We start from the raw sequence: 25,035 nt of genomic DNA, 5'->3' as shown, positions 1-25,035 counted from the left end.
ACAATCCGGCTTCGACTTGAATACGGATGACGCCATGACCACGATCCACAACCTCGGCTTTCCGCGTATCGGCGCGAAGCGCGAACTGAAATTCGCACTGGAGTCCTACTGGAAGGGTGAAACATCGCGCGACGAACTGAAGCGGCTAGCCGCCGAGTTGCGTCAACGACACTGGAATAGTCAGAAAGGTCTGGATCTGGTGCCGGTAGGCGACTTTGCTTTCTACGACCAGGTGCTGGACATGAGCTTCACGCTCGGCAACCTGCCCGAGCGCGTGCAAGGCTTCCATGGCGATGCGCTGGACAACTACTTCCGCGTGGCCCGTGGCCGCTCGGCCAAGTCGGCCGAAGAGCATGCAGCGTGCTGCGGTGGCGTGGCCGCCGGCGAGATGACCAAGTGGTTCGACACCAACTACCATTACATCGTCCCGGAATTCTCGGCCAGCACCGAGTTCAAGCTGGACCCATCGCGCCTGCTGGACCAGCTTGGCGAAGCGCGCGCACTGGGTGTCACCGCCAAGCCGGTGATCGTGGGCCCGGTGACCTACCTGGCGCTTGGCAAGGCCAAGGACGATTCCGACAAGCTGGCGCTGCTGCCGCGCCTGTTGCCCGCTTATGTGGAACTGCTGGTCGCCCTGGCCGCGCAGGGCGTGGAGTGGGTGCAAATCGACGAGCCGGTGCTGGTGACCGAGCTGTCGAACGCCTGGCGCGACGCCTTCCGTACGGCTTACCTGGCGCTGGCCAAGTCGCCGGCCAAGCTGCTGCTGGCCACGTACTTCGGCCAGTTGCAGGAAAACCTGCCACTGGTGGCCGAACTGCCGGTGGCCGGCGTGCACCTGGATGCCATCAACGCACGTGCCGAAGTCGAGGCGCTCATCGCGAAGTTGCCAGCCGACCGCGTGGTTTCGCTGGGCGTTATCAACGGCCGTAACATCTGGAAGACCGACCTGGGCCGCGTGTTGGACTGGCTGGAGCCGCTGGCGAAGCAGCTTGGCCAACGCCTGTGGGTGGCGCCGTCGTGCTCGCTGCTACACGTTCCGGTGGATCTGGGTAGCGAGCAGAAGCTCGATGCCGACGTGAAGTCGTGGCTGGCGTTTGCGCTGCAAAAGCTCGACGAACTGCAAGTGCTGGCCGGCGCCTTGCGCAACGGCCGGGACAGCGTCAAGGACGAGCTGGCCGCCAACAAGGTCGCCGTCGACGCACGTCGCGCTTCGCCGCGTGTGAACAACCCCGCCGTCAAGGCGGCCGTGGCTGGTATCAACGCCGCGCTAGGTCAGCGTCAGAATGTCTATAGCGAACGCGCGCCGAAACAAGCTGCGCACCTGAAGCTGCCGGTATTTCCGACTACGACGATTGGCTCGTTCCCGCAAACGACCGAGATCCGCCACGCGCGCAGCCAGTACAAGGCCGGCGCACTGGATGAAGCCGGCTACAAGACCGCCATGGAGGCGGAGATCGCCCGCAGCGTACGCGAGCAGGAAGCGCTGGGTCTTGACGTGCTGGTCCACGGCGAAGCCGAGCGCAACGACATGGTCGAGTACTTCGGCGAGCAGCTCGAAGGCTACGCATTCAGTCAGTTTGGCTGGGTGCAGTCGTACGGCTCGCGCTGCGTGAAGCCGCCTATTCTGTTCGGCGACATCAGCCGTCCGAAGGCCATGACCGTCGAATGGATCAAGTACGCGCAATCGCTGACCAGCAAGCCGATGAAGGGCATGCTGACCGGCCCCGTGACGATCCTGAACTGGTCATTCGTGCGTGACGATCAGCCGCGTTCCGTGTCGTGCTACCAGCTCGCACTGGCGATCCGCGAGGAAGTGCTGGACTTGGAGCGTGCTGGCATCAATGTGATCCAGATTGACGAGGCCGCGCTGCGCGAAGGCCTGCCGCTGCGTCGCGCGCAGTGGAAGGAATACCTGGACTGGGCCGTCGGATCGTTCCGCGTCACGGCCAATGGCGTGCGCGACGAAACGCAGATCCACACCCACATGTGCTATTCGGAGTTCAACGACATCATCGCATCGATCGCCGACATGGATGCCGACGTGATCACGATCGAGACGTCGCGCTCAGATATGGAGCTGCTCGACGCGTTCGACAACTTCAAGTATCCGAACGAGATTGGCCCGGGCGTGTACGACATCCACTCGCCGAACATCCCGACGCAGGAGCACATCGTGCAACTGATGCGCAAGGCCGCAGCGCGCGTGCCTGCCGAACGACTGTGGGTGAACCCGGACTGCGGCCTGAAGACGCGCCAGTGGGCGGAGGTTATCCCGGCACTGACGAACATGGTTGCCGCTGCCAGGGCGCTGCGCGCCCAGTAACGCCGGAAGCGCTCTTCGTCGTCGAGTCCGCATCGTGTCGCGTTCGGCAGGTGAAGGACGTGCTGCGGCGTTCGTGCCGATTAAGCGGCTCTGGGTCAATCCGGATTGCGGTCTCAAGACCCGTACCTGGCCAGAGGTGGAGGCTGCGCTGTCGAATATGGTCACGGTAGCGCGAACGGTGCCAGAGCAGGTGGGGCGGCGGACCCAAGTCCAGCGTTGAAGGGGACGATAGCCGGGGCCGGTCAGCTTTGGGCCACGCTGGCTATCCCGTCAATGCCGGATCTGACCAAATCCGCCACCCGCCCATCTTGTAGCGCTTTCCGTTGTCAAACGAAAGTCCGGTTGTACATTGACGCTTGCGAGAACGTCCCCGAATGCATCAATGGCCGTCAGTGTGCCGAATGGCTCGAATTCGTCTGGCGTGATCGCCAGCCTGACGTTCACGAGCTGCGAGGCGATCTCGATCGAGACTTGCTTGTTGAGCCGCGCGTGCAGTTGCTGCTCGTGCCGGCGGACGACCTCGGATGCGGTCTTCACCAGCGGCTTCGGATCGACCTTGTTTCTGCCCATTGTCCAGGGGCCAACGAGAGCAGGTTCCGCGCTGCCGTTGCGAAACTTCTCGAATCGGTGAAGGCGTTGACCAGTTGAATCCGCGACTCCTCGCGGGCATTTGGCCGTCTCCGGCTGAACGGCCGAACCGCCGAACCGCCGAACCGCCGAACCGCAGCCCGCTTCAGCCCACCGCGATGGGGCGCTGGGCGGCACCTCCCAGATCCTCAATCAGCGGACTATGCGTGTTGGGCTGCATTGGCTAGGCTTGGTCGGCCCCGTCGCCAGGCTGGCGGCTGCGCCCCAGCAGCCGGGCCGGCAACGCAAGCAACAGAACGACCGCTCCCACCGCCAGCAGTACAGCAAGCAGGTCGAACGCGAGGTAAAGGTCTCCGGTGCGGGTCTTGATCGCACCCACCGCGATTGGGCTCAGCAGGGCCGCCACGCCCCCAAGGCTGCTGACGAAGGCGATGCCGGCAGGCGCCTGCGTGCCGCCGAGATATGCAGGCGGGATCGTCCAGAACACCGGCAGCGCCGCGAGGCATGCAGCGGCGCCGATTGTCATGCATAGCACCGAAGGCACCAGTTGATCGCGCACGATACCCATCAGCAGGAAGCTGGCCGCTGCCACCAGGAGACAGCCCGCGACGTGCCAGCGCCGTTCCAGATGGCGATCCGAGCTGCGTGCCAGCAGGTACATCGTCACCAGTCCGAGTACATAGGGCAGTGTGGAGATCCAGCCGATGCGTGTCACCTGGGTCTCACCAAAGCCCTGGATCAGCGTGGGCATCCAGTACGCGATGGTATTGGTGCTGGCATAGATCGAAAGAAAGGTCAGGCCGATCATGTAGATGCGTGGATCCTTGAGCAGGGCTTTGATACCGCCGTGTTGTTGTGCGTGGACCTCTTTGCCAAGATCGCTGGCGAGCAGCGCCTTTTCTGTCGGACTGAGCCAAGTCGCCTGTGTCGGACCGTCGTCGAGGAAGCGATAAGCGACGAGGGCGAGCAGCATCGCGGGGATGCCTTCCACCACAAACAGCGCCTGCCAGTCGCGCAGTCCCATCCATCCGTCCAGGTGGAGCATGATCGCCGCGGCCAGCGGGCCGCTGATCATTCCGGCGAAGGTGCCAGACATCAGGAACAGTGAGGTGATCCGTCCGCGGCGCTGCGCCGGGAACCAGTAGGTCAGGTAGAGGATGACGCCCGGAAAGAAGCCTGCCTCGGCCACGCCGAGCAGGAAGCGCGCGACGTAAAGCGCATCCGGCGAGCTGACCTGGCTGGTGGCGATCGTCACGAGGCCCCACAGCAGCATGATGCGTGTGATGGTCAGTCGGGCGCCGATCTTCTGCATATACAGGTTGCTTGGCACCTCGAACAGGATGTACCCGGCGAAAAAGGCCGCCGCGCCGATGCCATAGGCAGCATCCGATAGTCCAAGGTCGCTGGCCATGCGTAGCTTGGCGAACGAGATGTTGATGCGGTCGATCGTGTTCAGCACGTAGGCAACGAACAGGAACGGCAGCAGCCGCCACATGATCTTGCGATAGATGGCGGCGAGCGTGTCGGCATCCTGATGGAGCGATGCTGAATTGCCTGCAGTGGGGGCGAATGGATGCACGGCGTACTCCTGGACTTTGCGGGAAGAGGCCGGCAAGTCCGGCCCCGGGGGTCAGGCCGCGGTTTCCCGCATGGCGCGGTCGAGCATCGGCACCGCGAGTTCGCAGGCCTCGATGCCTTGCAGGCTGACGATCTTCAGCACCGCCAGGATCTGCGCGCGCGTGGCGCCGAGCCGCAGCGCGGCTTCGATATGCCGCTGGGTGCCGTGGGCGTACATGTGGGTGATCGCGGCATCGCCGGCGATGCAGAGAAACTCGATCCACAGCGGCGGCAGGATGTTGTCCTTCCACAGGCCGAAGCCCATTGCCAGGAATTTTTCAAGGTACTGTGGATCCCAGCGATAGAGCGTCTCCCACAGCGGATTGAACATGCCGTTGGCACGCACCGCGTCGCACACCGGCGTGGCGCCGGGCGCCACGGGGTCATCGGGAATGCCGGCGCGCGCCAGCTCCTCGGCCAGCGCCGGCACGCCAACCGCGCAGGCGTGGATGCCGACCACGCTGGCCAGCTTGAACACTTCCAGGATCTCGGCGCGGGTGGCGCCCAGGCGGATGGCCTCGCGCACGTGGCGGGACACACCCGGCTTGTACAGGTGGGTGGCGGTGACATCGAGATTCAGGCGGATTAGCGCGACCAGCTTGGGGTCAAGCACATCGTCAGCTTGCGCATCGCGCGCCAGTGCGACCCAGCCAGCGATCCAGTTGGGATCCCAGTCAGTCAGCGGATCGAGCTCGCTGCCGAGCACGCCGGTATCGCGCAGCGCCTTGTAGTGTGGAAATAGATTGAGTTGCATGGTTTTCTAAGTCTGAGGGCGGCCTCAGATCACCGAGCCGCCATTTGGGCTGATGACCTGGCCTACGAGGTAGTGCTCGTCACTGGCGAGGTGCAGCACGGTTGCGGCGTACTCCTCCACGGTGCCGAAGCGGCCCGCCGGGCAGCCTTGCCAGAGCCGGTTGCGGCCGTCCTCGCCGATCCTTTCCAGATACTCGTTGAAGGCCGGTGTCGCGACGCCGCCAGGTGCCATCGCGTTGACGTAAATGTTCGCCCCGGCCACTTCCAGCGCCACGGAGCGCGTGAAGGCCGCCACGGCGCCCTTGGTGGCGCTGTAGTGCGGGCTGTGCGCGCTCTTTGACGAGATCCCGGCGATCGAGGCGATATTGACGATGCGGCCGTAGCGTTGCGGCTGCATCAGCCGGAGTGCTTCTCGGGTGCAATAGAAGGTCCCATGCACGTTTACGCCCCAATATCGCAGCCATTCTTCGTCGGTGATCTCGCTGGTGAAGCCGAGCGATGCGCGTGGCACCGGCGTTTGCAGGTACGCATAGAGCTGGTTGCGGCGCTCGGTATCCACCGGGCGGTTGGGGGTCAGCGCGGCATTGTTGACAAGGATATGTACCGTGCCAAAGGCCTCGCGCGCCTGCGCAAACATGTCGGCCACTTGCTGGCTCGACGACACGTCGCAAGCGACGGAAAGGCAGCTGCGGCCCTCGGCGAGGACCGCCTCGCGCGCGGCGGCCAGCGACGCCGGGTTGATGTCGCAAATCACCAGGTCGGCGCCTGCACGTGCCAGTGCCACGGCGATGCCCTGGCCCAGGCCTGGGCCAACGCCCGTCACCAAGGCGATCTTGTTGCTCAGCTTCATGATTGGTCTCTGCCGGAAACGGTATTCGGAGATAAACGTCACGCGCAGCCGGAGCGCCGCGCGTGACGTGGCGGCATGGCTGTGCTCAGACGCTGCCCGGCACCGTGAAGCCGCGCTGGCCCGGTTTGCGGTTCGGCGCCATGCCCAGCTGGCGGATGGTCTCGTCGGCGCTGTCGTACCACTCGTCGATCTTGTAGATGCGGCGCGCTTCCGTACCGTTGGCTACGTCGCGGCCCAGCTCGCGCGCCAGGCGCACGGTCTGCTCGATCTGCTGCACCGAGGTCATGCGTTCGCCTTTGCGGCCCCACAGGTTGTCCTCGATGCCCACGCGCACATGCAGCCCCAGCGCGATCGCCATGGCGTTCATCGGCAGCACCGCGCGCATGGCGCTCTCGATCGTCAGCACGGCGCCGTCCGGCGTGCGGCGCGCGAACTCGATCATGTCAGCAGGGTGCAGGCCGGCCGCGCCGCCGCCGATGGCGACATAGTTCAGGATCAGCGGGCCGCGATACAGGCCCTTGCGGATCAGGCGCTCAACGGTCTCCAATTGGGCCACGTGACCGAGCATGAAGTGCGGCTGGATTCCGGCCCGGCTCAGGCGCTCCAGGTGCTCGATGAAGAACGACGGCTTGGCGTCGACCACCATCTCGCTGTATGCCTTGAAGTATTCAGGCTTCTCGAGGATGGTGCCTTTGACGTCGTCGGCGGTCAGCATCTCGCAGATATTCATCTGGCTGGTGTTGATCGCAATGGTCACCTGGTCCGGCTTGGGGTCCAGTTCGGCCAGCATATGGCGACTGTCATAGTCCAGCCACTCGGCGGCCTTGCCTTCGCCCTCCGGCGCAAACGAGATCGAGCCGCCGACCTGCAGCACCATGTCCGGAACGGCGTCACGCAGACGGGCCAGCATCTCGTTGAACATCGACAGGCGCTTGGAGCCCTTGCCGTCTGCCTCGCGCACATGCACATGAAGCACTGTGGCGCCGGCGTTATAGCAATCGATGGCCTTCTGAATCTGAGCATCCATGCTCACCGGAATGTCGTCCGAGTCGGATGGCAGAAACTGGGGGCCGTAGGGCGCGACCTGGATCACCAGCTTTTCCTGGTTCTCGGGAAGCAGGCTGTCGTCGAGAAAATGCATGAATAGTCTCCTGAAGGTGAAGCCCTTTGCAGTGGGGGCGGTGCAGGTATTCTGGACGGCTGTCCGATCCTGCGTTTATCCTTCTGTCACTATTTTTTATCTGATGATCACATCTGGTGAAAACCCGAACCTTGAAGCCCGAGAGCCGCTCCGTGCCAGTTGGCACGCTTGCGCGGGTGGTCGAAGTACTTCAGGCGCAGGGCGACGATCCCTGGCCGATCCTGGAGCGTCATGGGATCAGGCTCGCGTCGCTGCATGAACCCATGGCACCCCTGGCGCTACAGGTATGCGGCCGCATCCTGGCAGATGCGGCCGACGCGACCGGCCGGCCCCATCTCGCAGTGCAGGTCGGCGCGCGCGCCAATATGGAAAACGCGGGCCCGCTGCGCCTGCTGCTGCTGTCCTCGCGGAGCGTGCGCGATGCCGCGGAGGGCCTGCTGCGCTATGGTCGGATCTGGTACCGGGGCATCAACACGGCGCTGACCGTGCGCGATGGCTACGCCGTCTTCTCGATTGAAATCGACGGCGCCTTTGCTGGCCGTGAAGCGCTGCTGACGGCCTACCTGGCGGCCAACCTCCAGTTGTTCCGTCTGGTTCTCGGCAAGCTCTGGATGCCGGCGGCTGTGTCCTTGTCGCGGCCGCCGCCGTTGGAGCTTGGCCCGTATGCGGCACACTTCGGTTCCGATGTCCGCTTCGGCCAGCCGCGCGACGAATTCGTGTTTCCGGCCGCCACGCTCGAGCAACGATGCGGCGTCGGCGGTGTGGCAGGCGAGGCGGTGGAGTCCTCCGTGGTGCGCTACCTGGGCGAACTGGAGTCACATGTCGCGCCGGATTTCCTTGGGCAGGTTCGGCATGCAATCCGCGATCTGATGCTGCTGGGCGAATGCACTGCACCGCGGCTGGCCGCGCTGTTCGCGGTTCACCGCTTTACGTTGCATCGCCACCTGCAGGATCACGGCACCTCGTTTGCCCACCTGCTGGACGAGGAGCGCGATACGCTGGCGCGACGGCTGCTGGCCAATACGGACATGCCGCTTGGAGATGTCGCGCGGGCATTGGGGTTCAAGACACAGGCCGGCTTTAACAAGGCCTTCATGCGGTGGCAGGGCGTCGCGCCCGGCACCTTGCGCGCCGGTCAGCGGCGCCGGCCCCGGCTCACCTTGCAGCGTGATTGATCTGGGCCAGTAGCCCTTGCTTGTCGCTTCACGACCCAAAGGCACCAACTCAACGCTCTTTCAACGTTCTCAACGCAACCGTCCACTTCACCCCGCACGCAACACCAGAATGCTCCCGAGCGACCGGAGACGCACGACCTCTTCAAGCGCCAGGCCGCCGGCTTGAATGATTGCCTTCCATTCGGTCAAGGTGCGTTCGCGCCCCCGGCTGCCGACGAACATCTGCATGTCGAACGATGCGCTGGAGATGTCGGCGTTTTTTTCAGGCACAACGATCTCCAGGATTGCCGCGCGGGCGCCGCTGTTGCCGATGGCTTCGCGGAGCCGTAGCAATGCCTGCACGCAGGCAGGGTCGTCAAAGCCATGCAGGACGGCCGAGTACAGGTAGACATCCTTCGGACCAGCCGCAGGCAGGCTTTCAAACAGGTTCGCAGCCTGAAATTGCAGGCGTTCGAGGCCATCCGCATGGTGCTCTGCCCAGTAGCGTCGGGCTTCCTCGATGACCTGGGGCCGATCCACGATCAGTGCCGCCAACCTTGGATGGCGTCGCAGGATTGCCAGCGACTTGGTGCCCCGTGATCCGCCAACGTCGATGATGCGGTCGAAACGGCCCCAATCCAGATCCGTGGCAAAGCCGTCGCCAGCCAGTGCCTCGACGCTGTTCATGGCTTCCGAGAAAAGCCGGTCGAAATCGGCGTGATGATCCAGGTAATCGAACAGGTCCTCGCCGTGGCTGAGTTGAAACGGTGGCGTGCCGCTGCGGATGCCAGCCTCCAGTTGCTCGAACCATGGGCGGCTCATGGTTTCCGAGTTGTGCATCAGGATCATGGCCCGGACGCTTTTGGGATCGTCGCGCGTCAGGCACCGGGAGAGCTTGTTGTTGCGGAAGACCATCGGGGCCGTTTCCTCGAAGATGCCCATGGCTGCAAGCAGTCGCATCAGGCGTCCGAGCGCATCTTCATTGGCGTCGACCCGGCTGGCCAGCGCAGATGCCGTCAGGGTTGCCGTTCCCAGGACAGTCGCCAGGTCCAGCTTCGCCGCCACGTAGAGCGCTTTCGATTGCCAGTAGGCCGAGCCGATCTGCACCAGCCGGAAAGGGGCTGGCGTCATCCTGTCAGTGATCGATTGAAGCCAGGCGCCGAACCTCATGGCCTTGGCGAATCGGCGCACGGCACCTGCGTTCATCTGGAACGTCATGCTCATTCTCCTTGGCGAATTGGGCAATGCGGCGGGTCGTGACGTAGTGATAGTCGTCGGCGAGGAAGCCATCCAGCGCCGCCTTGATCAAGCGGTTGCGGACGGATTCTGTCGCGTTCTGATCTTTCACGACCGGCTCTGGCGATTCTGACAAAGGTAGGCTATCAGTCGCAAGGGTGCGAGCAGAAGCGCTTTCGTCAATCATTTCCGGAGAGATGGTCGATATCGCGGTGGGCACGAACCTCGGGGGGCTGACGTGACATCCACGTTGATCGGGGCTTCCAGATGCGCGATGTCAAGCCGGCGGGCGGTCACGTCGGTGGCTACCAGTTGGGCAGGGCTTGCGATGTGCCCGATTGCAAAGGTCGAAGAGGTAGCGGATGCTTGCGTCTGCGCCTGAAAAGGTGGAACAGAAAACAAGGGGTAAACAATGTCAGAAATCACGATTCGCGATGCCACGCCGGACGACATGGAAGCGGTTTGCGCGATCTATAACGATGCGGTGGCGAACACCACGGCGATCTGGAACGAAGTGCTGGTCGACGTGGACAATCGCAAGGACTGGCTGGCCGCGCGCCGCAAGGCGGGCTTTCCGGTGCTGGTCGCGCAGGACGAGGCGGGGGCCGTGGTGGGCTATGCGTCGTTCGGCGACTGGCGTGCTTTCGACGGCTATCGCCATACGGTGGAGCATTCGGTCTATATCCGGAACGACCAGCGGGGCCGGGGCATTGCCGGGCTGATGATGCAGGCGCTCATCGAGCGCGCGCGCGACCTGAACAAGCACATCATGGTGGGCGCCATCGAGGCTGGAAATGCCAGTTCGATCCGCCTGCACGAGAAGCTTGGCTTCGAGCAGGTCGGCCTGATGAAGGAGGTTGGCATGAAGTTCGGCAAGTGGCTCGACCTGGTATTCATGCAGCTCAATATCGATCATCGCAGCACCCCGGACGTCGCCCAGCGGTAATCCGGCAGGCTCGGATCGAACACAACCGTGAAACGGGGATCCGCTCAATTCTCGCCGGTGCTGACGATCGCCATCGCGCAGTTGTTTGGCACGTCACTCTGGTTCAGCGCCAACAGTGCCGCCGATGACCTCGTCCGGACGTGGGGGCTGACGGCAGCCAATATCGGCACGCTGACGGCGGCGGTCCAGGCCGGGTTCATTCTCGGCACCATGGCTTTTGCCTTGCTGGGGCTCGCCGACAGGTTCTCCGCGAGCCGGATCTTCGGCCTGGCGGCCCTGCTCGGGGCAGGGTTCAACGCGTGGTTCGCCTGCCTGTCCGGTGATTTCTCTGCCGCCATCGCGCTTCGGTTCGCGGTAGGGGTGTGCCTGGCGGGCATCTATCCGATCGGCATGAAGCTGATCATCAGTTGGGCGCCGGACAGGGCGGGCGCGGCGCTGGCATTGCTGGTAGGAATGCTGACGCTGGGGACCGCGCTGCCACACGGCTTGCGTATCGCCGCAGCCCAGTGGCCCTGGCCGTACGTCATGGCGGGCTCGTCGCTGCTGGCCTGCGCGGCGGCGGTGCTGGTGCTCTGCCTGGGCAATGGGCCGCATCTGCCGGTGCGCCGGCATGGCGCGCCAAGTCCCGGCAATCCGCTGCGTGCCTTTCGCGATCGCCGGTTCAGAGCCGTGGCGGTGGGCTACTTCGGGCATATGTGGGAGCTCTACGCGTTCTGGACGGTATTGCCGATGCTCGTCGCCCGTTCGTCGCTGCCGTCCGGTTTCGGTGGACTCAGTATTTCCGCGCTGGCATTCGCGATCATCGGCATCGGCGCCCTTGGCTGCATTGCAGGTGGCCTGCTGACCCGCTGGGTGGATAGCGCCGGCGTGGCGCTGGGCGCGTTGGCGATCTCCGGCACCTGCTGCCTGCTCTTGCCATTCGCCGCCGATGCGCTCTCGCCGGGTTGGCTGCTGTGCTTCTTCCTGGTCTGGGGGGCGACCGTCATCGCGGACTCGCCACAGTTCTCGGCCCTGGCGGCCAGGGCCTGCCCGCCAACATTGGTTGGGGGCGCGCTTGCCATACAGAACTCGATCGGCTTCGCGCTGACCGTGGTGTCCATTGCGCTGGCGTCCACTTACCTCGGCGAACTGGGGTTGAAGACGTCCTGGATTCTGCTGCCGGGCCCGATACTGGGCATTCTGGGCTTCCTGCTGCTTCGTCGCCGCCCGGCGTGAATGGAAACCCACCCATGCGGCGGGATCAAGGGCGGACACCTGAGCGCGGTGCGACCACGTTTTCTTACCTACACTTATTTCGAGCAGCCGCTGTGTGCTGTCACGGGCACTCCAAGGGGCCGTGCTGCTAGCCGTTCCGGTCCCAGGACCAGAGCGAATCACCATCGCAGTCTTGCCGCGTGGATACGACGATGCTGGCCGCTTCAGGTCATCAGGGCTCCGAGGGCAACGACCGAACCTTGCTGTACTTTGGTTGGCTGACCCTGTTCATCTATCTGGCGACGCCGGCCGGTGCGCTCGTCGATATCCAGACGTCGTACGTCCTCAAGAACGAGTTGCACGCGACGGCAACGCAGATTTCCACGTTTCGGCTGGTGACGGGCATCCCCGTCTATGTGGCGTTCGTTTTCGGACTGGCGCGGGACCAATGGAACCCGCTCGGGCTACGGGATCGCGGCTACTTCCTGATATTCGCGCCGATGACCGCGCTGGCCTGCGTCTGGATGGCGTATTCGGGGTTCTCGTACACCGGGCTTCTGGCCGGGACACTGATGGCCATGCTGGCATTCCGGTTCGTCGCGGCCGCCTATCAGGGGCTGATCGCCCTGGTCGGCCAGGAAAAGCTCATGTCCGGCCGCCTGAGCGCGCTGTGGAACGTGATCGGGTCCGTTCCGGTCGTGGCGGGCGCCTTTGCTTCTGGCTATGTCTCCGACCATCTGGCGGCGGCGGAAGCGTTCTTCCTGGTGGCGATCGTCAATCTGCTGATCGTCGCGCTGGCGCTCTGGAAACCCCCGTCGGTCTTCGGCCAGATCTATGACAGGCCCCTGGCCCGCGCCACCGATTTCGTCGGGAACGTCAGGCGGCTGGTCAGACACAAGGCCGTCTATCCGGCAGTGCTGATCTGCTTTCTGTGGAACTTCGCCCCGGGCTCCGCCACGCCGCTGCAGTTCTACCTGACCAACGAACTGCACGCGTCGGACTCCGTCTACTCGTACTACAACGGCATCTTCGCTGCCGCATTTGTGCCGACGTTCCTGCTTTATGGCTATCTGTGCAAGCGGGTGGCCCTGAACAGGCTGCTGTGGTGGGGCACGATCATCGCCGTGCCGCAGATGGTCCCGCTGGCGTTCATCCATTCCGCCGACCTTGCGCTGGTGCTGGCCGCGCCAATCGGGCTGATGGGCGGCATCGCCACGGCAGCCTATCTCGACCTCGCGATGCGGTCGTGCCCGCCGGGCCTGCAAGGCACCCTGATGATGCTGGTGGATGGGGTCCTCGCGCTCTCGGGGCGCGCTGGCGATCTGCTGGGCTCCTGGATCTACAATAGCGTGCCCTCGCACGGATTCACCTATTGCGTGATTGCCACCACCGCAGTGTATGGGCTGATCCTGGCCGTGATCCCGCTGGCGCCGAAGGCGCTGATTGCCACCCGGGATGGCGAGCCAGCCTTGACGGCGCAAGCCGAGGCCTTGAACGAGAGTCGGGAGAGTCTATGAACGTTACCGTTGAAACCACTGTTGCAGCGCCTGTCGGAAAGGTGTGGCGCGCCTATACGACGCCGGAAGACATCAAGCAATGGAATGCCGCGTCCGACGACTGGCACACCACGGCCGCCACGGTTGACTTGCGGGAGGGGGGTGCCTTCTCTTCGCGGATGGAGGCCAAGGACGGCAGTATGGGTTTCGATTTCGCCGGTACCTACACGAAGATCGTGGAAAACAAGCTGATCGAATACGCGTTCGGGGACCGGACTGCCAAGGTCGAGTTCCTCGAGGCACCGCAGGGGGTCACCGTGCGGGTGAGCTTCGTCGCCGAGACGGAGTACCCGGTCGAGCAGCAGCAACAAGGCTGGCAGGCCATCCTGAACAACTTCAAGCGCTACGTGGAATCGCATTGAGAGGCGTCCGCAACGCCGTTGGCGTTGCTCCACGGACCTGGCCCCTGCATTGACGCCCGCTTTTGCGGGCGTTTTTCCTGGGCCTCGGAAGTTCTATGCTTGAGGCAGGGGATGGACTGGGCGTATTGCCCGGCCAGACTCGGGCCACGACGACCAGCACGTCTGCAGTCACGGCCCAGGAAGCAGGGCGGTGACGATATGAACCGGTTCTACGCAATGGTTGCGGTGTGCGGCCTCATGGCCGCCTGCGTATCGACTGGTATCGATGTCAAGCCCGAGCAGATGCAGAGTTTCATTCTGGGCTTCTCCACGCTCGATGACGTGACCGGACAGCTTGGCAATCCAACCTCGCAGGCGACAACCAGCGACGGGGCGATCGTGCTGGTCTACGCGTATGCGACCTCGAAGCCGCATCCGGAGAGCTTTCTTCCCTTTATCGGTCCGCTGTTCGCCGGCGGCGACATCCTGTCGTCGACGGTGCTGTTCGAGTTCGATCAGAACGGCGTACTCCGGAGCGAGCGCAGGACGACTTCCAGCGGCGCCACGGGCCTGACCGTCCTGCCGCATTGATTGAGTCAGGCGCGAGCCGGGCGATTCGGTCGCCCGCTCGCCCAACATGTGCGTCATGCGAAGCGGGACTACACTGAAGCGCATTCGGTGGGTCGATGCCTTGGGAGAGGGGATGGAATCGTTCGTTTATCAAGCCACGCCGTCGCGGGTGGTCTTCGGCGCGGGCCGGTTGGCGGCGTTGCCCGAGGAGGTGCTGCGGCTAGGCGCGCGGCGGGCTCTGGTACTGACCACGCCCGGGCATCGGGCACTTGGCGAGCGGGTGGCCGCATTGCTGGGCGAGTGCTCCGCAGGCGTCTACAGCGAGGCCGTGATGCATGTGCCGGTGGAGGTGGCCCACGCCGCACGCGACGAGGCCGCGCGGCTGGGTGCTGACTGCTACGTGGCGGTTGGCGGTGGGTCCACCATCGGGCTTGGCAAGGCTATCGCCCTCGTTTCGGGGCAACCCATCATCGCGGTGCCGACCACGTACGCAGGATCGGAGGTAACACCGATCTACGGCCTGACCGAAGGGCGCCTGAAACAGACCGGCCGCGACGCGCGCGTGCTGCCGCGTACGGTCCTCTACGATCCTGAACTGACGCTGACGTTGCCGGTGGAGATCTCCGCCGCCTCCGGCATGAATGCGATGGCGCACGCGGTGGAGGCGCTATACGCCGAGGACGCCAACCCGATTATCAGCCTGATGGCCGAGGCGTCGATCCGCGCGCTGGCCGGGGCCTTGCCCACCGTGGTGCGGCGGCCGGACGATATCGACGCCCGTGGCGACGCGCTATATGGCGCGTGGCTGGCGGGTGCCTGCCTTGGCTCGGTTGGCATGGCGATCCATCACAAGCTTTGCCACACGCTGGGCGGGACTTTCAACCTGCCCCATGCGCAGACCCATGCCATCTTGCTACCGCATACCGCGCACTACAACCACGCCGCCGCGCCGCTTGCGCTGGCACGCGTGGCGCGGGCGCTGGGTGGCGAACGCGCGCAGGATGCCGGCCCGTTGCTGTTCCGGCTGAACCAGTCGCTGGGTATCGCCACGGCGTTGTCGGCCATCGGTATGCCCGAGGATGGGTTGGACGAGGCCGCCACGCTGGCCTGCGCCAATCCCTACTACAACCCGAGGCCGGTCGAGCGCGAGCCGATCCGGGCGTTGCTGGAACGCGCCTGGCGCGGCGAGAGCCCGGCCTGAGACGGATCGGCGCACGGAAACCAACACAAAGGAGAGACACCATGGAGGCAACGCCCCACGCAGCCGCCGAAGCCGCGCTGACCGAGCAGGTCGTCGCCCGCTTTGCCGACACGCCAGACCCTCGCCTGCGCGCGCTGATGCAAGGGCTGGTGCGCCACCTTCACGCCTATGTGCGCGAGTGCGAGCCGACGGAAGCGGAGTGGTTCGCCGCCATCCAGTTCCTGACCGATACCGGCAAGATGTGCGACGGGCTGGTCCGGCAGGAATTCATCCTGTTGTCGGACACGCTGGGGGTGTCGATGCTGGTCGATGCGATCAACCACCGGCAGTCCACGGGCGCTACCGAGACCACCGTATTTGGCCCGTTCTACATTGCCGGGATGCCCGACCGCTCGGCAGGAGAGAACATGGCCCTTACGCGGGGCACGCCGGCGCTGGTTCATGGTCGCGTGTTCTCCGCCGATGGCACGCCGCTGCGTGGCGCGGTGCTCGACATCTGGCAGACCGCGGAGAACGGCATGTATTCGGGCCAGGACACTGCGCAGCCTACGGGCAACCTGCGCGGCCGTTATCGCACCGACGACGAGGGCTACTACGCCATCCGCACCATCGTGCCGGTGAGCTATCCGATTCCGACCGACGGGCCGGTCGGCCACATGCTCACGTCTACCAGACGGCATCCGTGGCGGCCGGCGCACCTGCATTTCATGATCGACGCGCCGGGCCATCGCCGGCTGGTCACACACCTGTTCAACCGGGGCGATCCGTACCTGGACTCGGACGCGGTGTTCGGCGTCAAGCCATCGCTGCAGGTGGCTTACGAGGAGCGGCCCGCCGACCATCCGCTGGCGCGGCGCTTCGGCTTCGATGGGCCGTTTCGTGAAGCACGCTACGACTTCGTGCTCGATCCGGTCCCCAAGGCAGAGGGCTGACGGCAGAGGGCAGGGGACTGAGGGCTGAGGGCCGAGGCTGGCGTCCTTACTCCAGCTTCACGCCCGCGTCGCGCACCACCTTGTTCCATCGCGCCAGCTCGGCGTCGATATGCGCGCCCAAGGCGGCCGGCGTGGACCCTACCGGCTCGTAGCCATTGGCGGCGAGTTGCGAACGGAGTTCCGGCTGGGTCAGCACGGTGGCAATCTCGCTGCTGAGTTTGTCGACGACGGCGCGCGGGGTGCCGGCCGGGGCCAGGATGGCATACCAGCCATTGATGTCGAAGCCGGGCACGCCAGCTTCGGCCAGCGTCGGCACATCGGGCGCCATCGCGGCGCGTTTGGCGCTGGTCACGGCCAGCGCGGTCATGCGGCCGGCGCGGATCTGCGGCATCGAGGTCGAGATGCTGTCGAACGTAAGCTGAATATCGCCGGCGAGCATGGCGTTGACCACCTGGGCGCTACCCTTGTACGGCACGTGGGTCATCTTGACGCCCGCCATCGAATCGAACAGTTCGCCAGCCAGATGCCCGGTGTTGCCGTTGCCGGCGGAGCCGAAGGTAATGGTGCCGGGCGCGGCCTTGGCGGCGGCGATCAGATCGGGCACGTTGCGCGCCTTGAGCGACGGGCTGCCGGCCAGGATCAACGGCAGGTTGGCCACCAGCGAGACCGGCGCGAAGTCCTTGCGCGTGTCGTACGGCAGCTTGGGATACAGGCTCGGATTGATCGCGTGAGCGGCCAGCACCATGATCAGCGTGTAGCCGTCGGGTTTGCTGCGGGCCAGCGCCTGCGTGGCGATCGTGCCGCCCGCGCCGGGGCGATAGTCAAGGACGATGGGCTGGCCCAGCCGTTCCTGCAACTTTGCGCCGAGCGGGCGCGCAAGCAGGTCGGTGCTGCCGCCGGGCGGGTAGGGAATGAGCAACTGAATCGGGCGGGATGGCCACGCATCCGCTGCGTGAGCGCCAAGCGGCAGGGCGGCGATGGCGGTGGTGGCCAGCAGCACGCGTAGCGCGATGCTGGCGGTCAGGCTCATCTTTCCGGTTGTCATCCTGGTCATGATTGTCCCCTTTTTTGTTCTGGTGGTGATCCTGCCCGATCCGTCGACGCTTTCAGCTCCCTGGCCTTAGCACGCGGCAGTCGGTCGCCAGCGTGAGTGGTGCGGCCGATAGCGCCTGCACCGCTTCGAACGACACGCCCTCGACCAGGCCGGTCACCAGCAATGGCTTGCCGGGCCGAACGTCGATCACGGCCAGGTCGGTATAGATGCGGTCAACTACGCCGATGCCCGTCAACGGATAGCTGCAGCGTTCGACGATCTTCGGTTGTCCGTCGCGCGTCACGTGTTCCATCATCACGAACAGCCTGGCCGCGCCCACCACCAGGTCCATCGCGCCGCCTACCGCGGGAATCGCATCGGGCTCGCCGGTCGACCAGTTGGCCAGATCGCCGTTGGCCGCGACCTGGAATCCGCCCAGCACCGTGATATCGATATGCCCGCCGCGCATCATGGTGAACGACACCGCGTGGTCCGAGATCGACGCGCCGGCGATCAGGCTGATCGGCTCCTTGCTGGCGTTGATCAGGTCCGGGTCGGTCTCGCCTTCGCGGATGACCGGACCCATGCCGAGGATGCCGTTCTCGCTGTGCAGCACGATCTCGCGGTCGTCGGGCAACTGGTCGGAAACGAGCGTGGGCATCCCGATGCCGAGATTGACGACGCTGCCATCGGGAATGTCATGGGCGACGATGCGCGCCATCTGGGCGCGGCTCAGTCGCGGCAGCGTGCCGAGGCGGGGCAGGGTGTCATGCATGGCTGTCTCCCGATGTTGCCAGGACCACTGTCTGGACGAAGATTCCCGGCGTCATCACGTGTTGCGGCGTCATCTCGCCCAGCGGGACGATCTCGTCGACCTGCACGATGGTGTGTCGCGCGGCGGTGCACATCACCGGCCCGAAGTTGCGGCCCGCGTAGCGGTAGGTCAGATTGCCCCAGCGATCGGCACGGTGTGCCTTGATCAGCGCGAAGTCGCCGTGCAGCGGTTGTTCCAGCACATAGCCGGTGCCATTGATAACGCGGCTTTCCTTGCCTTCGGCCAGCGCGGTGCCATACGCCGTGGGCGTGAAGAACGGCCCGAGCCCGGCGCCTGCGGCGCGCATCCGCTCCACCAGCGTGCCCTGCGGCACGCACTCGAGCGCGACCTTGCCGGCGCGATACGCATCAATGAACGCCTCGGCATTGTTCGAACGCGGGTGCGAGCAGATGACCTTGCGCACGCGGCCCGCGCGTATCAGCGCGGCAATGCCAGCATCGCCGTTGCCGGCGTTGTTGTTGACGATGGTGAGGTCGCGCGCGCTGTGCGCCAGCAAGGCATCGAGCAGTTCGTCGGGAATGCCCGAACCGCCGAAGCCGCTGACCAACACCGTGGCGCCGTCGCCAATGCCCGAAACCGCGGCGGCGAGCGAGGGCGCGATCTTGTCGATCATGAGAACTCCTTTGCCGATGAAACTGCGATACGGTGATGCGGCTACTGCTGCGGAATGCCCGTGTCCTTGACGACCCGCGCCCAGCGCAGGCGCTCCTGTTCGATGAACTGGCCGAAGTGCTCGGGCGTGTCGCCGCCGGCCTGTCCGCCAAGTTCAGCCAGTCGGGACTTGATCTGCGGCTCGGCCAGCGCCGTTGCCGCGGCCTTGTACAGTTGCGCGATCACCGCCGGCGGTGTGCCGGCGCGTGCCACCAGGCCGAACCACGCCGTCACCTGGAAATCGTCGAAGCCGGCTTCCTTCATCGTCGGCACGTCGGGTAGTTCGGCCACGCGCGTCCCGCTGGTCACGGCCAGCGCGCGCAGCTTGCCAGCCTGGATCTGCGGCAGCGAACTGGGCAGGTTGTCGACCATCATCGTCACCTGGCCCGCCACCAGATCGGCCACGGCAGGCGCCGCGCCCTTGTAGGGCACGTGGATGATGTCGATGCCGGCGCGCTTCTTGAAGAGTTCGCCCGACAGGTGCACAGACTGGCCCGAGCCCGACGACCCGAACGACAGCTTGCCCGGCTCGGACTTCGCCAGCGCCACCAGTTCCGCCACGTTGCGCGCGGGCACCTTGGCATTGACCACCAGCACGTTTGGCACGGAGACCACCATCGTGATCGGCGCGAAATCCTGGGGTTTGTAGGGCAGCTGGCGATACAGCGCGTAGTTGATCGCGTTCGGCCCAATGTTGCCCATCATCAACGTGTAGCCGTCGGCCGGCGCCAGGAGCAGCGCTTGCGAGCCGATGATGCCGGCGCCACCGGCACGGTTGTCCACCACCACCGGCTGGCCCAGGATCTCGCTCATGCGCTTGCCTACCAGGCGGGCCGCGATATCAGTGGTACCGCCTGCGGCGGCCGGCACGATCAACCGGATCGGCCGCTCTGGCCAGGCGGCCTGCGCGGTACCGGCCATGCCAAATGACAATGCGGATGCCGCAACCCATGCGGCGGCCAGACGCGCCCCGCCCATCTTGATGGTCATGCCTGTCTCCTTGTCCGGCGCTCGCGCACATGGCTGGGCTGACGGTGCCGTTCTGTTTCTTGTCGTTCTGTGTCGATACGCGGAAGCGCGGATCGCGACCTAAGATAGGCCGCTGCCCGGAGCAATGGAATTCACGATTCACAAATCGGGCCTTCGGGATCGCGGAAGGGGCGCCGTCCCGCGTGTCTCCGGGGGACGTCTGCTGATGTACTGCGTGGTACATTGACGCGCTGCGGTACGGCGTTCCATGCCGGGGCCGCGCCAACCAAGAGCCCAGTGAATGCCGAAAGCCAAAACCACCGCCGCGGACCGCTCATCCAGCGAGCAAGCCGTTCAACTGCTGGATGCCGCCACAGAACACGTGCTGGCTCACGGTCTGGGAGACCTGTCGCTGCGCAATGTCGCGGATGCGCTGGGCACCAGCCATCGAATGCTGATCTACTACTTCGGATCTGCCGATGGCTTCTGGCAGGCGTTGCTGTTTCGCGTGCGACATACCGAGCAGCAGGCGCGTCTGCGCGCGTTCTCGGGCGGTATGGATAGCGGCGCGGCGATGGAAGCCGCCTGGGACCGCTATTCCGCGCCGGGCTATCTGCCCGTGATGCAGTTGCTGTTCGAGATCTACGGCAGGGCAATCCGCGATCGCGATCGTTTCAGCGGCTTCCTGGAGGACGTCGTCGGTAGCTGGACTTCGATGCTGGCTGAGCGTCTGCAGCAAAGCATGAACATCAGCGAAGAAGAAGCCCGGCTCTACGCGCGTGTTGAAGTCGCCACGATGCGAGGGCTGCTACTGGACCTGATCACGACTGGGGACCGCAAGGGCACCACCGCCGCGCTCAAGTACTTCGCGAGCAAGATGGCGACGCCTGGCAAGGGGCGGAAGGGCGCATAGCGGGCGCCCATCGGAGAGTCCCGAGGCGGGCGCCTGTTCAATCCCGGTGTCACCAGAGTTCCGCCGCGGCGTGGCTCAATGCCCATCGCTGCGAGTGCTTACGGCATGACACCGTCTGACACATCCCCCGTGACACTTTCATCCGAATCGCCCAGCTTTAGCACCAGGCCATCGCTTGCGTTTGGAATCGGTCCCAACACCACCGTGACCTCCGCATACCCCTGGGCCATATTCGCCTGAATTGCCGTCTTGGAGAAGTCGTAGTCACGCGACGATGGCTCGTCGGATGGTCCCTCGCGCACGAATCGCGAGATACTCGTGCGCGCGCCGTCCCCCATGAGCTGGATGTACTGCGGACGGCTTTTGATTTTCTCGCGCCTGACAGGCTCGATTTCCTGAAGGATGTAGTCCACAAGCTCGCGATACGCGTCTCTCAGTTCGCGTGCGCGCTGATCGCTACGGATGCGCTCCGAGTACACGATCTCGTCGCGGCGCGCGAGGATTTCCATCATGCCGGACGGCAACGGTTTTTCGCCGGAGAAAAGATCGACAATGAAGACGCGCTTCCCATCCGGGCCGCAGCGTTCGGTCACCATGTCGAGGGGAGAGTTGGACACGATCCCGCCATCCCAGTAGGGCACCCCGTCGACGAATGTCCACGAGAAGCCCGGCGGCAAGCTGCCGCTGGCGAGGATATGATCCGGCGTCAGGTCGTCAACGTAACTGTCGAAGATCTCGAACTTCGAAGTCAGGACATTGACGGCGCCGACCAGCAATCGCACCGGGCTGTTGCGTAGCCCGCCGAAATCCACGTACTTCTCCAGCAGCGCTTTCATGGGGGAGGTATCGTAGAAGCTCGTCCAGTCCCATGGCGCGACCCAAGGCTGGTCGAAAGCGGGCATCCAGCGGGGCCGAAAGAAGTTGGGCACGCCAAGCTGCAGTATCTGCATCGCCGTCGTGGCGCGTCGCAAGGGCTCCGAATGAAAGTGAGGGGTGCAAACCGAAAGATCGGACCAGAACGACTCGAGCGCTTCAGTCGCGTTGCCGGGGTTGCTGGCAATGATCGCGCCGTTGAGTGCGCCAATCGATATCCCGGCCACGATGTCAGGAAAGATCTTGCGTTCCTCGAGACCCTTGACGACCCCACACTCGAACGCGCCAAGCGCGCCGCCACCCTGCAGGATCAGCACGGTCTGCACCGGCAACTGATCGAGCGCGAAGTCAGGGTCGCCCAACTCCGCTTTCTGCGGCAGCACATTGGTGCGGTACCGAATCAGCCCTTCGGCAAGGCGCAACTCGGTGGCTGGTCGTCCAATGGAGAACACGGCGCGCACCACATCGTCCTTCAGGTAGAAGAGCGCAAAGGAGCGGTCCTCCAGCGAGCCCCGTGCGATGCATTCGTCGGCCCCCTCGGGAGCGCCGAGCATGTTGAAGCCAATATCACCTACGTCGCAGAAGAAGTATGAGACGAGGTCATAGCGCATCCGGCGGCCAAGCATGTTCAGCGCCGCGAGGCGGCCCTGCTTGGCGGCGTTGTCCCAGTGCTCGATATGACGCCGGCGGGCGAAGACGGGATCGTGGAAGCTCGTGACATCGCCTGCTGCCCAGACGTTTGGCACGTTCGTCTGCAGCAACTCGTCTACGGCAACGTAGCCTTTCTCGAGCGCGATCCCGCTACCCTCGAGGAAGCGCGTTGCCGGATCCACTCCCGCGCACACGACAACAACGTCACACGGCAGCCTCCTGCCTGAGCGTGTTTCGACTTCCGCCACCTTGCGTTGGCCATGCAGGGCCACCACCGCGTCTTCGAGGACGATGGATGCGCCGCGCTCCTGCGCGTGCAGACGGAAGAACTCCGACAGCATCCTGGATTCGAGATGACGCAGCAGTCGGTCACTCTCCTCGATCACCGTCACATCGAGACCCATTTCGCCCAGGGTCATGGCGGTTTCCATGCCGAGGAAGCTGCCACCGATCACCACGACGCGCTTGCCCTTCGATGCGGCATCGCGAATGGCATCGCAATCCTGCCTGGACCTCAGGGTGTGGATGCCCTGGAGCGACATCCCCGGGACATCGAGCAGCCTCGGTGTCGCGCCGGTTGCGATCAGGAGGTTTCCGTAGTGGATGCGCGCGCCCACCGAGGTCTCTACTATCTGACGGACGGGATCGACGGATGCAACTGTCGTGTCCAGCGCGATATCTATCGCCTGCTCCCGGTAGAACTGCTCGGAGTGCAGCAGGAACTGGGAGTCCTCTGACGGCTCCTGCAGATACTGTTTCGAGAGTCTCGTCCGCAGATACGGCAGGGTCGACTCTGTCGAAAGCATGAGGATGGAGCCTGTCGCGCCTTCTCTGCGCAGCGTTTCCGCTGCGCGCGCGCTCGCAAGCCCACCGCCGATCAAAAGGAAATCAACCTGCTTGTGCGTCATATCGCTCCCTGGGGCGTTCGATTACTGCATGAACCAGCCGTGGCTGACAACAAACGATTGTCCGGTCAGTGCCGCGCTTGGGAACGTGCAAAGGAACAGGACGGTCTGCGCGACATCCTCCACAGTGGTGAAGACGCCATCGACAGTACCGCCAAGCATGACGTTGCGCACCACTTCCGCCTCGCTGATGCCCAGTTCCTTGGCCTGCTGTGGAATTTGTTTCTCCATCAGCGGCGTCTTAACGAAGCCAGGACAGATAACATGCGAGCGCACATTATGAGCCGCGCCTTCCTTGGCCAACACCTTGGCCAGCCCCAGCAATCCATGTTTCGCGGTCACGTACGCCGACTTCAGCGGCGAAGCTTCGTGGGAGTGCACGGATCCCATGTAGATCACTACACCGCCACGGTCGTCCTTGTACATGTGCTTGAGCGCGGCCTTCGTCGTCAGGAATGCGCCGTCCACATGGATGGCTTGCATCTTCTTCCAGTCCGAAAACGCATAGCTCTCGATGGGATTGACGATCTGGATGCCCGCGTTCGAGACCAGGATATCGATTGAGCCAAACTCCGCCGCGACCTTGTCGATGCCTTGATTGACCGCGTCCTCGTTGGTGACGTCCATGGCCACGCCGATGGCCTTGCCGCCAGATTTCCGGATTTCATCTGCGACGCCGTTCGCGCCATCGAGATTCATGTCGGCGATGGCAACCGCGGCCCCGCCTTTCGCCAGTTCCAACGCAATTTCCTTGCCGATACCGCTTGCCGCACCGGTGACGACTGCAACCTTGCCGTTCAGATTAGTCATGATCAACTCCTGGATACGTTGAGTAAGTTGGATACGCGAGAACAAGAACTGCTACTTCGCCAGATAGTCGTGCACGACCTCGCCGAGACCCAGCGTCAGGTCGGCGATCAGGTGGCGTGCTTCGACGATTTCAAGAACCGGAAGATCGGCAACCGGTGCAAGGGCATGGGGAGACAACTGCAGTGACGCGGGACCGGTCCAGGCCCCTTTCATCGTGATGTTTTCGAGGTAGTAGCGCACCAGTTCGCAGACGCGAGGGGAGCCGTCCACGTGAGGCACCACTTTCAGCAGGAAGTTCGGCATGGCAAGCCGCCTGGCCTGTTCCGCAAGATCGAGCTCGCGGTGCTTGTAGCCCATCGTGCCGGTGGCAATCCGGACCGGGCCGTAATCGAGTGTGCCAACGAGCGTGTCGATATGCGTTTCGAGGGCTGGCGAAGCCAGCTTCTTGGGAAACCCCCAGAGTTCCCGGCCGCCCGCAATCGGCGGATGATCATTCAGGTACATCGCATGGGTGTAACTGCCTGCCACGCCTTCGTACTCGACGGGGATGACCTGGCCACTTTCCGTGTAGTTGCCAAAGCCGGTCGAATCCGGCATCCGGATGAACTCGTAGCTCACCAGGGGCGAGGTGACTTTCAAGGGTTCGGGGACAGCCTCGCGCAACCGATCCATGTCCGTGCGATAGGTCACGATAAAGAACTCCCGATTCACGAAGCGATACGGCCCCATCGGGAACGCTGGGCTCGTGATTGGCATGGCAAACGCACGCGAAGCTACGGAGTCTATTTTCATGACATTCCTGTGTTTAGATCACATCGGGATGATTTGGATGATCAGGCCACCACGCACCATCACGGCAAACGGTGAATGCACTGTCAGGCTGCGAGCCGGAAGGTTTTGAATCGTCGCCGAACCGCGTGGCTGTACGCAAGGGGGAGCGGTGTTAGCGGTCACGCGCGCGGCGCAGAGCAGGGGATTGAAGCAAGCGAGCCA

General features: G+C 64.2%; 24 protein-coding genes and 1 pseudogene. 11 read left to right on the top strand and 14 right to left on the bottom strand.

Going from position 1 to position 25,035, the window contains the following annotated elements:
* The first annotated feature begins 34 nt into the window (after positions 1-34).
* Together metE and D769_RS31515 are read left to right on the top strand one after the other, a co-directional pair.
* The gene (gene metE / locus D769_RS28680) at positions 35-2,323 is read left to right on the top strand and encodes a 5-methyltetrahydropteroyltriglutamate--homocysteine S-methyltransferase (protein ID WP_008652014.1); all 2,289 of its coding nucleotides are present in this window, start codon (positions 35-37) and stop codon (positions 2,321-2,323) included.
* Positions 2,324-2,357: 34 nt separating this feature from the next.
* The gene (locus tag D769_RS31515) at positions 2,358-2,543 is read left to right on the top strand and encodes a hypothetical protein (RefSeq protein WP_160172206.1); all 186 of its coding nucleotides are present in this window, start codon (positions 2,358-2,360) and stop codon (positions 2,541-2,543) included.
* Between the two features lie 50 nt (positions 2,544-2,593).
* Here D769_RS31515 and D769_RS28675 read toward each other — a convergent pair.
* The 5 genes and pseudogenes from D769_RS28675 to D769_RS28655 all read right to left on the bottom strand — a co-directional run.
* Positions 2,594-2,935 (bottom strand): annotated as a pseudogene (locus D769_RS28675) (hypothetical protein); the annotation flags it as partial.
* 199 nt (positions 2,936-3,134) lie between these two features.
* The gene (locus D769_RS28670; RefSeq protein WP_008652010.1) at positions 3,135-4,490 is read right to left on the bottom strand and encodes an MFS transporter; all 1,356 of its coding nucleotides are present in this window, start codon (positions 4,488-4,490) and stop codon (positions 3,135-3,137) included.
* 51 nt (positions 4,491-4,541) lie between these two features.
* Positions 4,542-5,282 (bottom strand): carboxymuconolactone decarboxylase family protein, encoded by a 741-nt coding sequence (locus D769_RS28665; protein WP_008652008.1) that lies wholly within the window; start codon positions 5,280-5,282, stop codon positions 4,542-4,544.
* A gap of 24 nt (positions 5,283-5,306) precedes the next feature.
* The gene (locus tag D769_RS28660) at positions 5,307-6,131 is read right to left on the bottom strand and encodes an SDR family NAD(P)-dependent oxidoreductase (RefSeq protein WP_008652007.1); all 825 of its coding nucleotides are present in this window, start codon (positions 6,129-6,131) and stop codon (positions 5,307-5,309) included.
* An 85-nt stretch (positions 6,132-6,216) separates the two neighbouring features.
* On the bottom strand, positions 6,217-7,272 hold the full coding sequence (locus D769_RS28655; protein ID WP_008652006.1) for a 3-keto-5-aminohexanoate cleavage protein: 1,056 nt from the start codon (positions 7,270-7,272) through the stop codon (positions 6,217-6,219).
* Positions 7,273-7,388: 116 nt separating this feature from the next.
* On the opposite strand from D769_RS28655, the gene D769_RS28650 reads away from it, so the two are divergent.
* Positions 7,389-8,447, top strand: coding sequence for an AraC family transcriptional regulator (locus D769_RS28650; RefSeq protein WP_081596875.1), 1,059 nt, complete (start codon positions 7,389-7,391; stop codon positions 8,445-8,447).
* 87 nt (positions 8,448-8,534) lie between these two features.
* Here the strand turns inward: D769_RS28650 and D769_RS28645 are convergent, their stop codons facing one another.
* Together D769_RS28645 and D769_RS32095 are read right to left on the bottom strand one after the other, a co-directional pair.
* Positions 8,535-9,557: an acetylserotonin O-methyltransferase gene (locus D769_RS28645; protein WP_241227918.1), complete on the bottom strand. Its 1,023-nt coding sequence runs from the start codon at positions 9,555-9,557 to the stop codon at positions 8,535-8,537.
* A gap of 4 nt (positions 9,558-9,561) precedes the next feature.
* Positions 9,562-9,774, bottom strand: a complete 213-nt coding sequence (locus tag D769_RS32095) for a hypothetical protein (protein ID WP_152415104.1) — start codon at positions 9,772-9,774, stop codon at positions 9,562-9,564.
* A gap of 300 nt (positions 9,775-10,074) precedes the next feature.
* Here D769_RS32095 and D769_RS28640 point away from each other — a divergent pair, with 300 nt between their 5' ends.
* From D769_RS28640 to D769_RS28610, 7 genes are all read left to right on the top strand, one after another.
* A complete protein-coding gene (locus tag D769_RS28640) occupies positions 10,075-10,608 on the top strand; it encodes a GNAT family N-acetyltransferase (protein ID WP_008652002.1) in 534 nt (177 codons plus the stop codon).
* A 27-nt stretch (positions 10,609-10,635) separates the two neighbouring features.
* Positions 10,636-11,823 carry an MFS transporter gene (locus D769_RS28635; protein ID WP_040011330.1) on the top strand — a complete coding sequence of 396 codons (1,188 nt, stop codon included), beginning with the start codon at positions 10,636-10,638 and terminating at the stop codon, positions 11,821-11,823.
* Between the two features lie 191 nt (positions 11,824-12,014).
* Positions 12,015-13,319: an MFS transporter gene (locus tag D769_RS28630; protein WP_008652000.1), complete on the top strand. Its 1,305-nt coding sequence runs from the start codon at positions 12,015-12,017 to the stop codon at positions 13,317-13,319.
* Positions 13,316-13,720, top strand: a complete 405-nt coding sequence (locus D769_RS28625) for an SRPBCC family protein (RefSeq protein WP_008651999.1) — start codon at positions 13,316-13,318, stop codon at positions 13,718-13,720. Before D769_RS28630 ends, D769_RS28625 begins: the two co-directional genes overlap by 4 nt.
* Positions 13,721-13,918: 198 nt before the next feature.
* Positions 13,919-14,290, top strand: coding sequence for a hypothetical protein (locus D769_RS28620; RefSeq protein WP_008651998.1), 372 nt, complete (start codon positions 13,919-13,921; stop codon positions 14,288-14,290).
* A gap of 112 nt (positions 14,291-14,402) precedes the next feature.
* On the top strand, positions 14,403-15,470 hold the full coding sequence (locus D769_RS28615) for a maleylacetate reductase (RefSeq protein WP_008651997.1): 1,068 nt from the start codon (positions 14,403-14,405) through the stop codon (positions 15,468-15,470).
* 41 nt (positions 15,471-15,511) lie between these two features.
* On the top strand, positions 15,512-16,402 hold the full coding sequence (locus tag D769_RS28610; protein ID WP_008651996.1) for an intradiol ring-cleavage dioxygenase: 891 nt from the start codon (positions 15,512-15,514) through the stop codon (positions 16,400-16,402).
* 46 nt (positions 16,403-16,448) lie between these two features.
* Here the strand turns inward: D769_RS28610 and D769_RS28605 are convergent, their stop codons facing one another.
* Genes D769_RS28605 through D769_RS28590 form a run of 4 tightly spaced genes read right to left on the bottom strand, consistent with a single transcriptional unit; the run spans position 16,449 to position 19,911 of the window.
* Complete coding sequence (locus D769_RS28605; protein WP_085959100.1) at positions 16,449-17,456, bottom strand: tripartite tricarboxylate transporter substrate binding protein; 1,008 nt, start codon at positions 17,454-17,456, stop codon at positions 16,449-16,451.
* Between the two features lie 52 nt (positions 17,457-17,508).
* Complete coding sequence (locus D769_RS28600; RefSeq protein WP_008651994.1) at positions 17,509-18,210, bottom strand: 3-oxoacid CoA-transferase subunit B; 702 nt, start codon at positions 18,208-18,210, stop codon at positions 17,509-17,511.
* Positions 18,203-18,883 carry a 3-oxoacid CoA-transferase subunit A gene (locus tag D769_RS28595; protein ID WP_008651993.1) on the bottom strand — a complete coding sequence of 227 codons (681 nt, stop codon included), beginning with the start codon at positions 18,881-18,883 and terminating at the stop codon, positions 18,203-18,205. The genes D769_RS28600 and D769_RS28595 overlap by 8 nt, the downstream gene beginning before the upstream one ends.
* A gap of 41 nt (positions 18,884-18,924) precedes the next feature.
* Positions 18,925-19,911, bottom strand: a complete 987-nt coding sequence (locus D769_RS28590) for a tripartite tricarboxylate transporter substrate binding protein (protein ID WP_008651992.1) — start codon at positions 19,909-19,911, stop codon at positions 18,925-18,927.
* 280 nt (positions 19,912-20,191) lie between these two features.
* Between D769_RS28590 and D769_RS28585 the strand changes: the two genes are divergently transcribed.
* Entirely contained in the window at positions 20,192-20,803 is a 612-nt protein-coding gene (locus D769_RS28585) for a TetR/AcrR family transcriptional regulator (RefSeq protein ID WP_008651991.1), read from the top strand.
* A 98-nt stretch (positions 20,804-20,901) separates the two neighbouring features.
* On the opposite strand, the gene D769_RS28580 is transcribed toward D769_RS28585, so the two are convergent.
* From D769_RS28580 to D769_RS28570, 3 genes are read right to left on the bottom strand one after another with little or no spacing between them, the layout of a single operon-like run.
* A complete protein-coding gene (locus D769_RS28580; protein ID WP_008651990.1) occupies positions 20,902-23,235 on the bottom strand; it encodes an FAD-dependent oxidoreductase in 2,334 nt (777 codons plus the stop codon).
* A gap of 21 nt (positions 23,236-23,256) precedes the next feature.
* Entirely contained in the window at positions 23,257-24,045 is a 789-nt protein-coding gene (locus D769_RS28575) for a 3-hydroxybutyrate dehydrogenase (RefSeq protein ID WP_234707071.1), read from the bottom strand.
* A 48-nt stretch (positions 24,046-24,093) separates the two neighbouring features.
* The gene (locus D769_RS28570; protein ID WP_008651987.1) at positions 24,094-24,834 is read right to left on the bottom strand and encodes an acetoacetate decarboxylase; all 741 of its coding nucleotides are present in this window, start codon (positions 24,832-24,834) and stop codon (positions 24,094-24,096) included.
* Positions 24,835-25,035: the final 201 nt, after the last annotated feature.

This window comes from Cupriavidus sp. HMR-1 (genome assembly GCF_000319775.1).
GTDB lineage: Bacteria > Pseudomonadota > Gammaproteobacteria > Burkholderiales > Burkholderiaceae > Cupriavidus > Cupriavidus metallidurans.
This window is presented reverse-complemented; position numbering and strand designations above follow the sequence as displayed.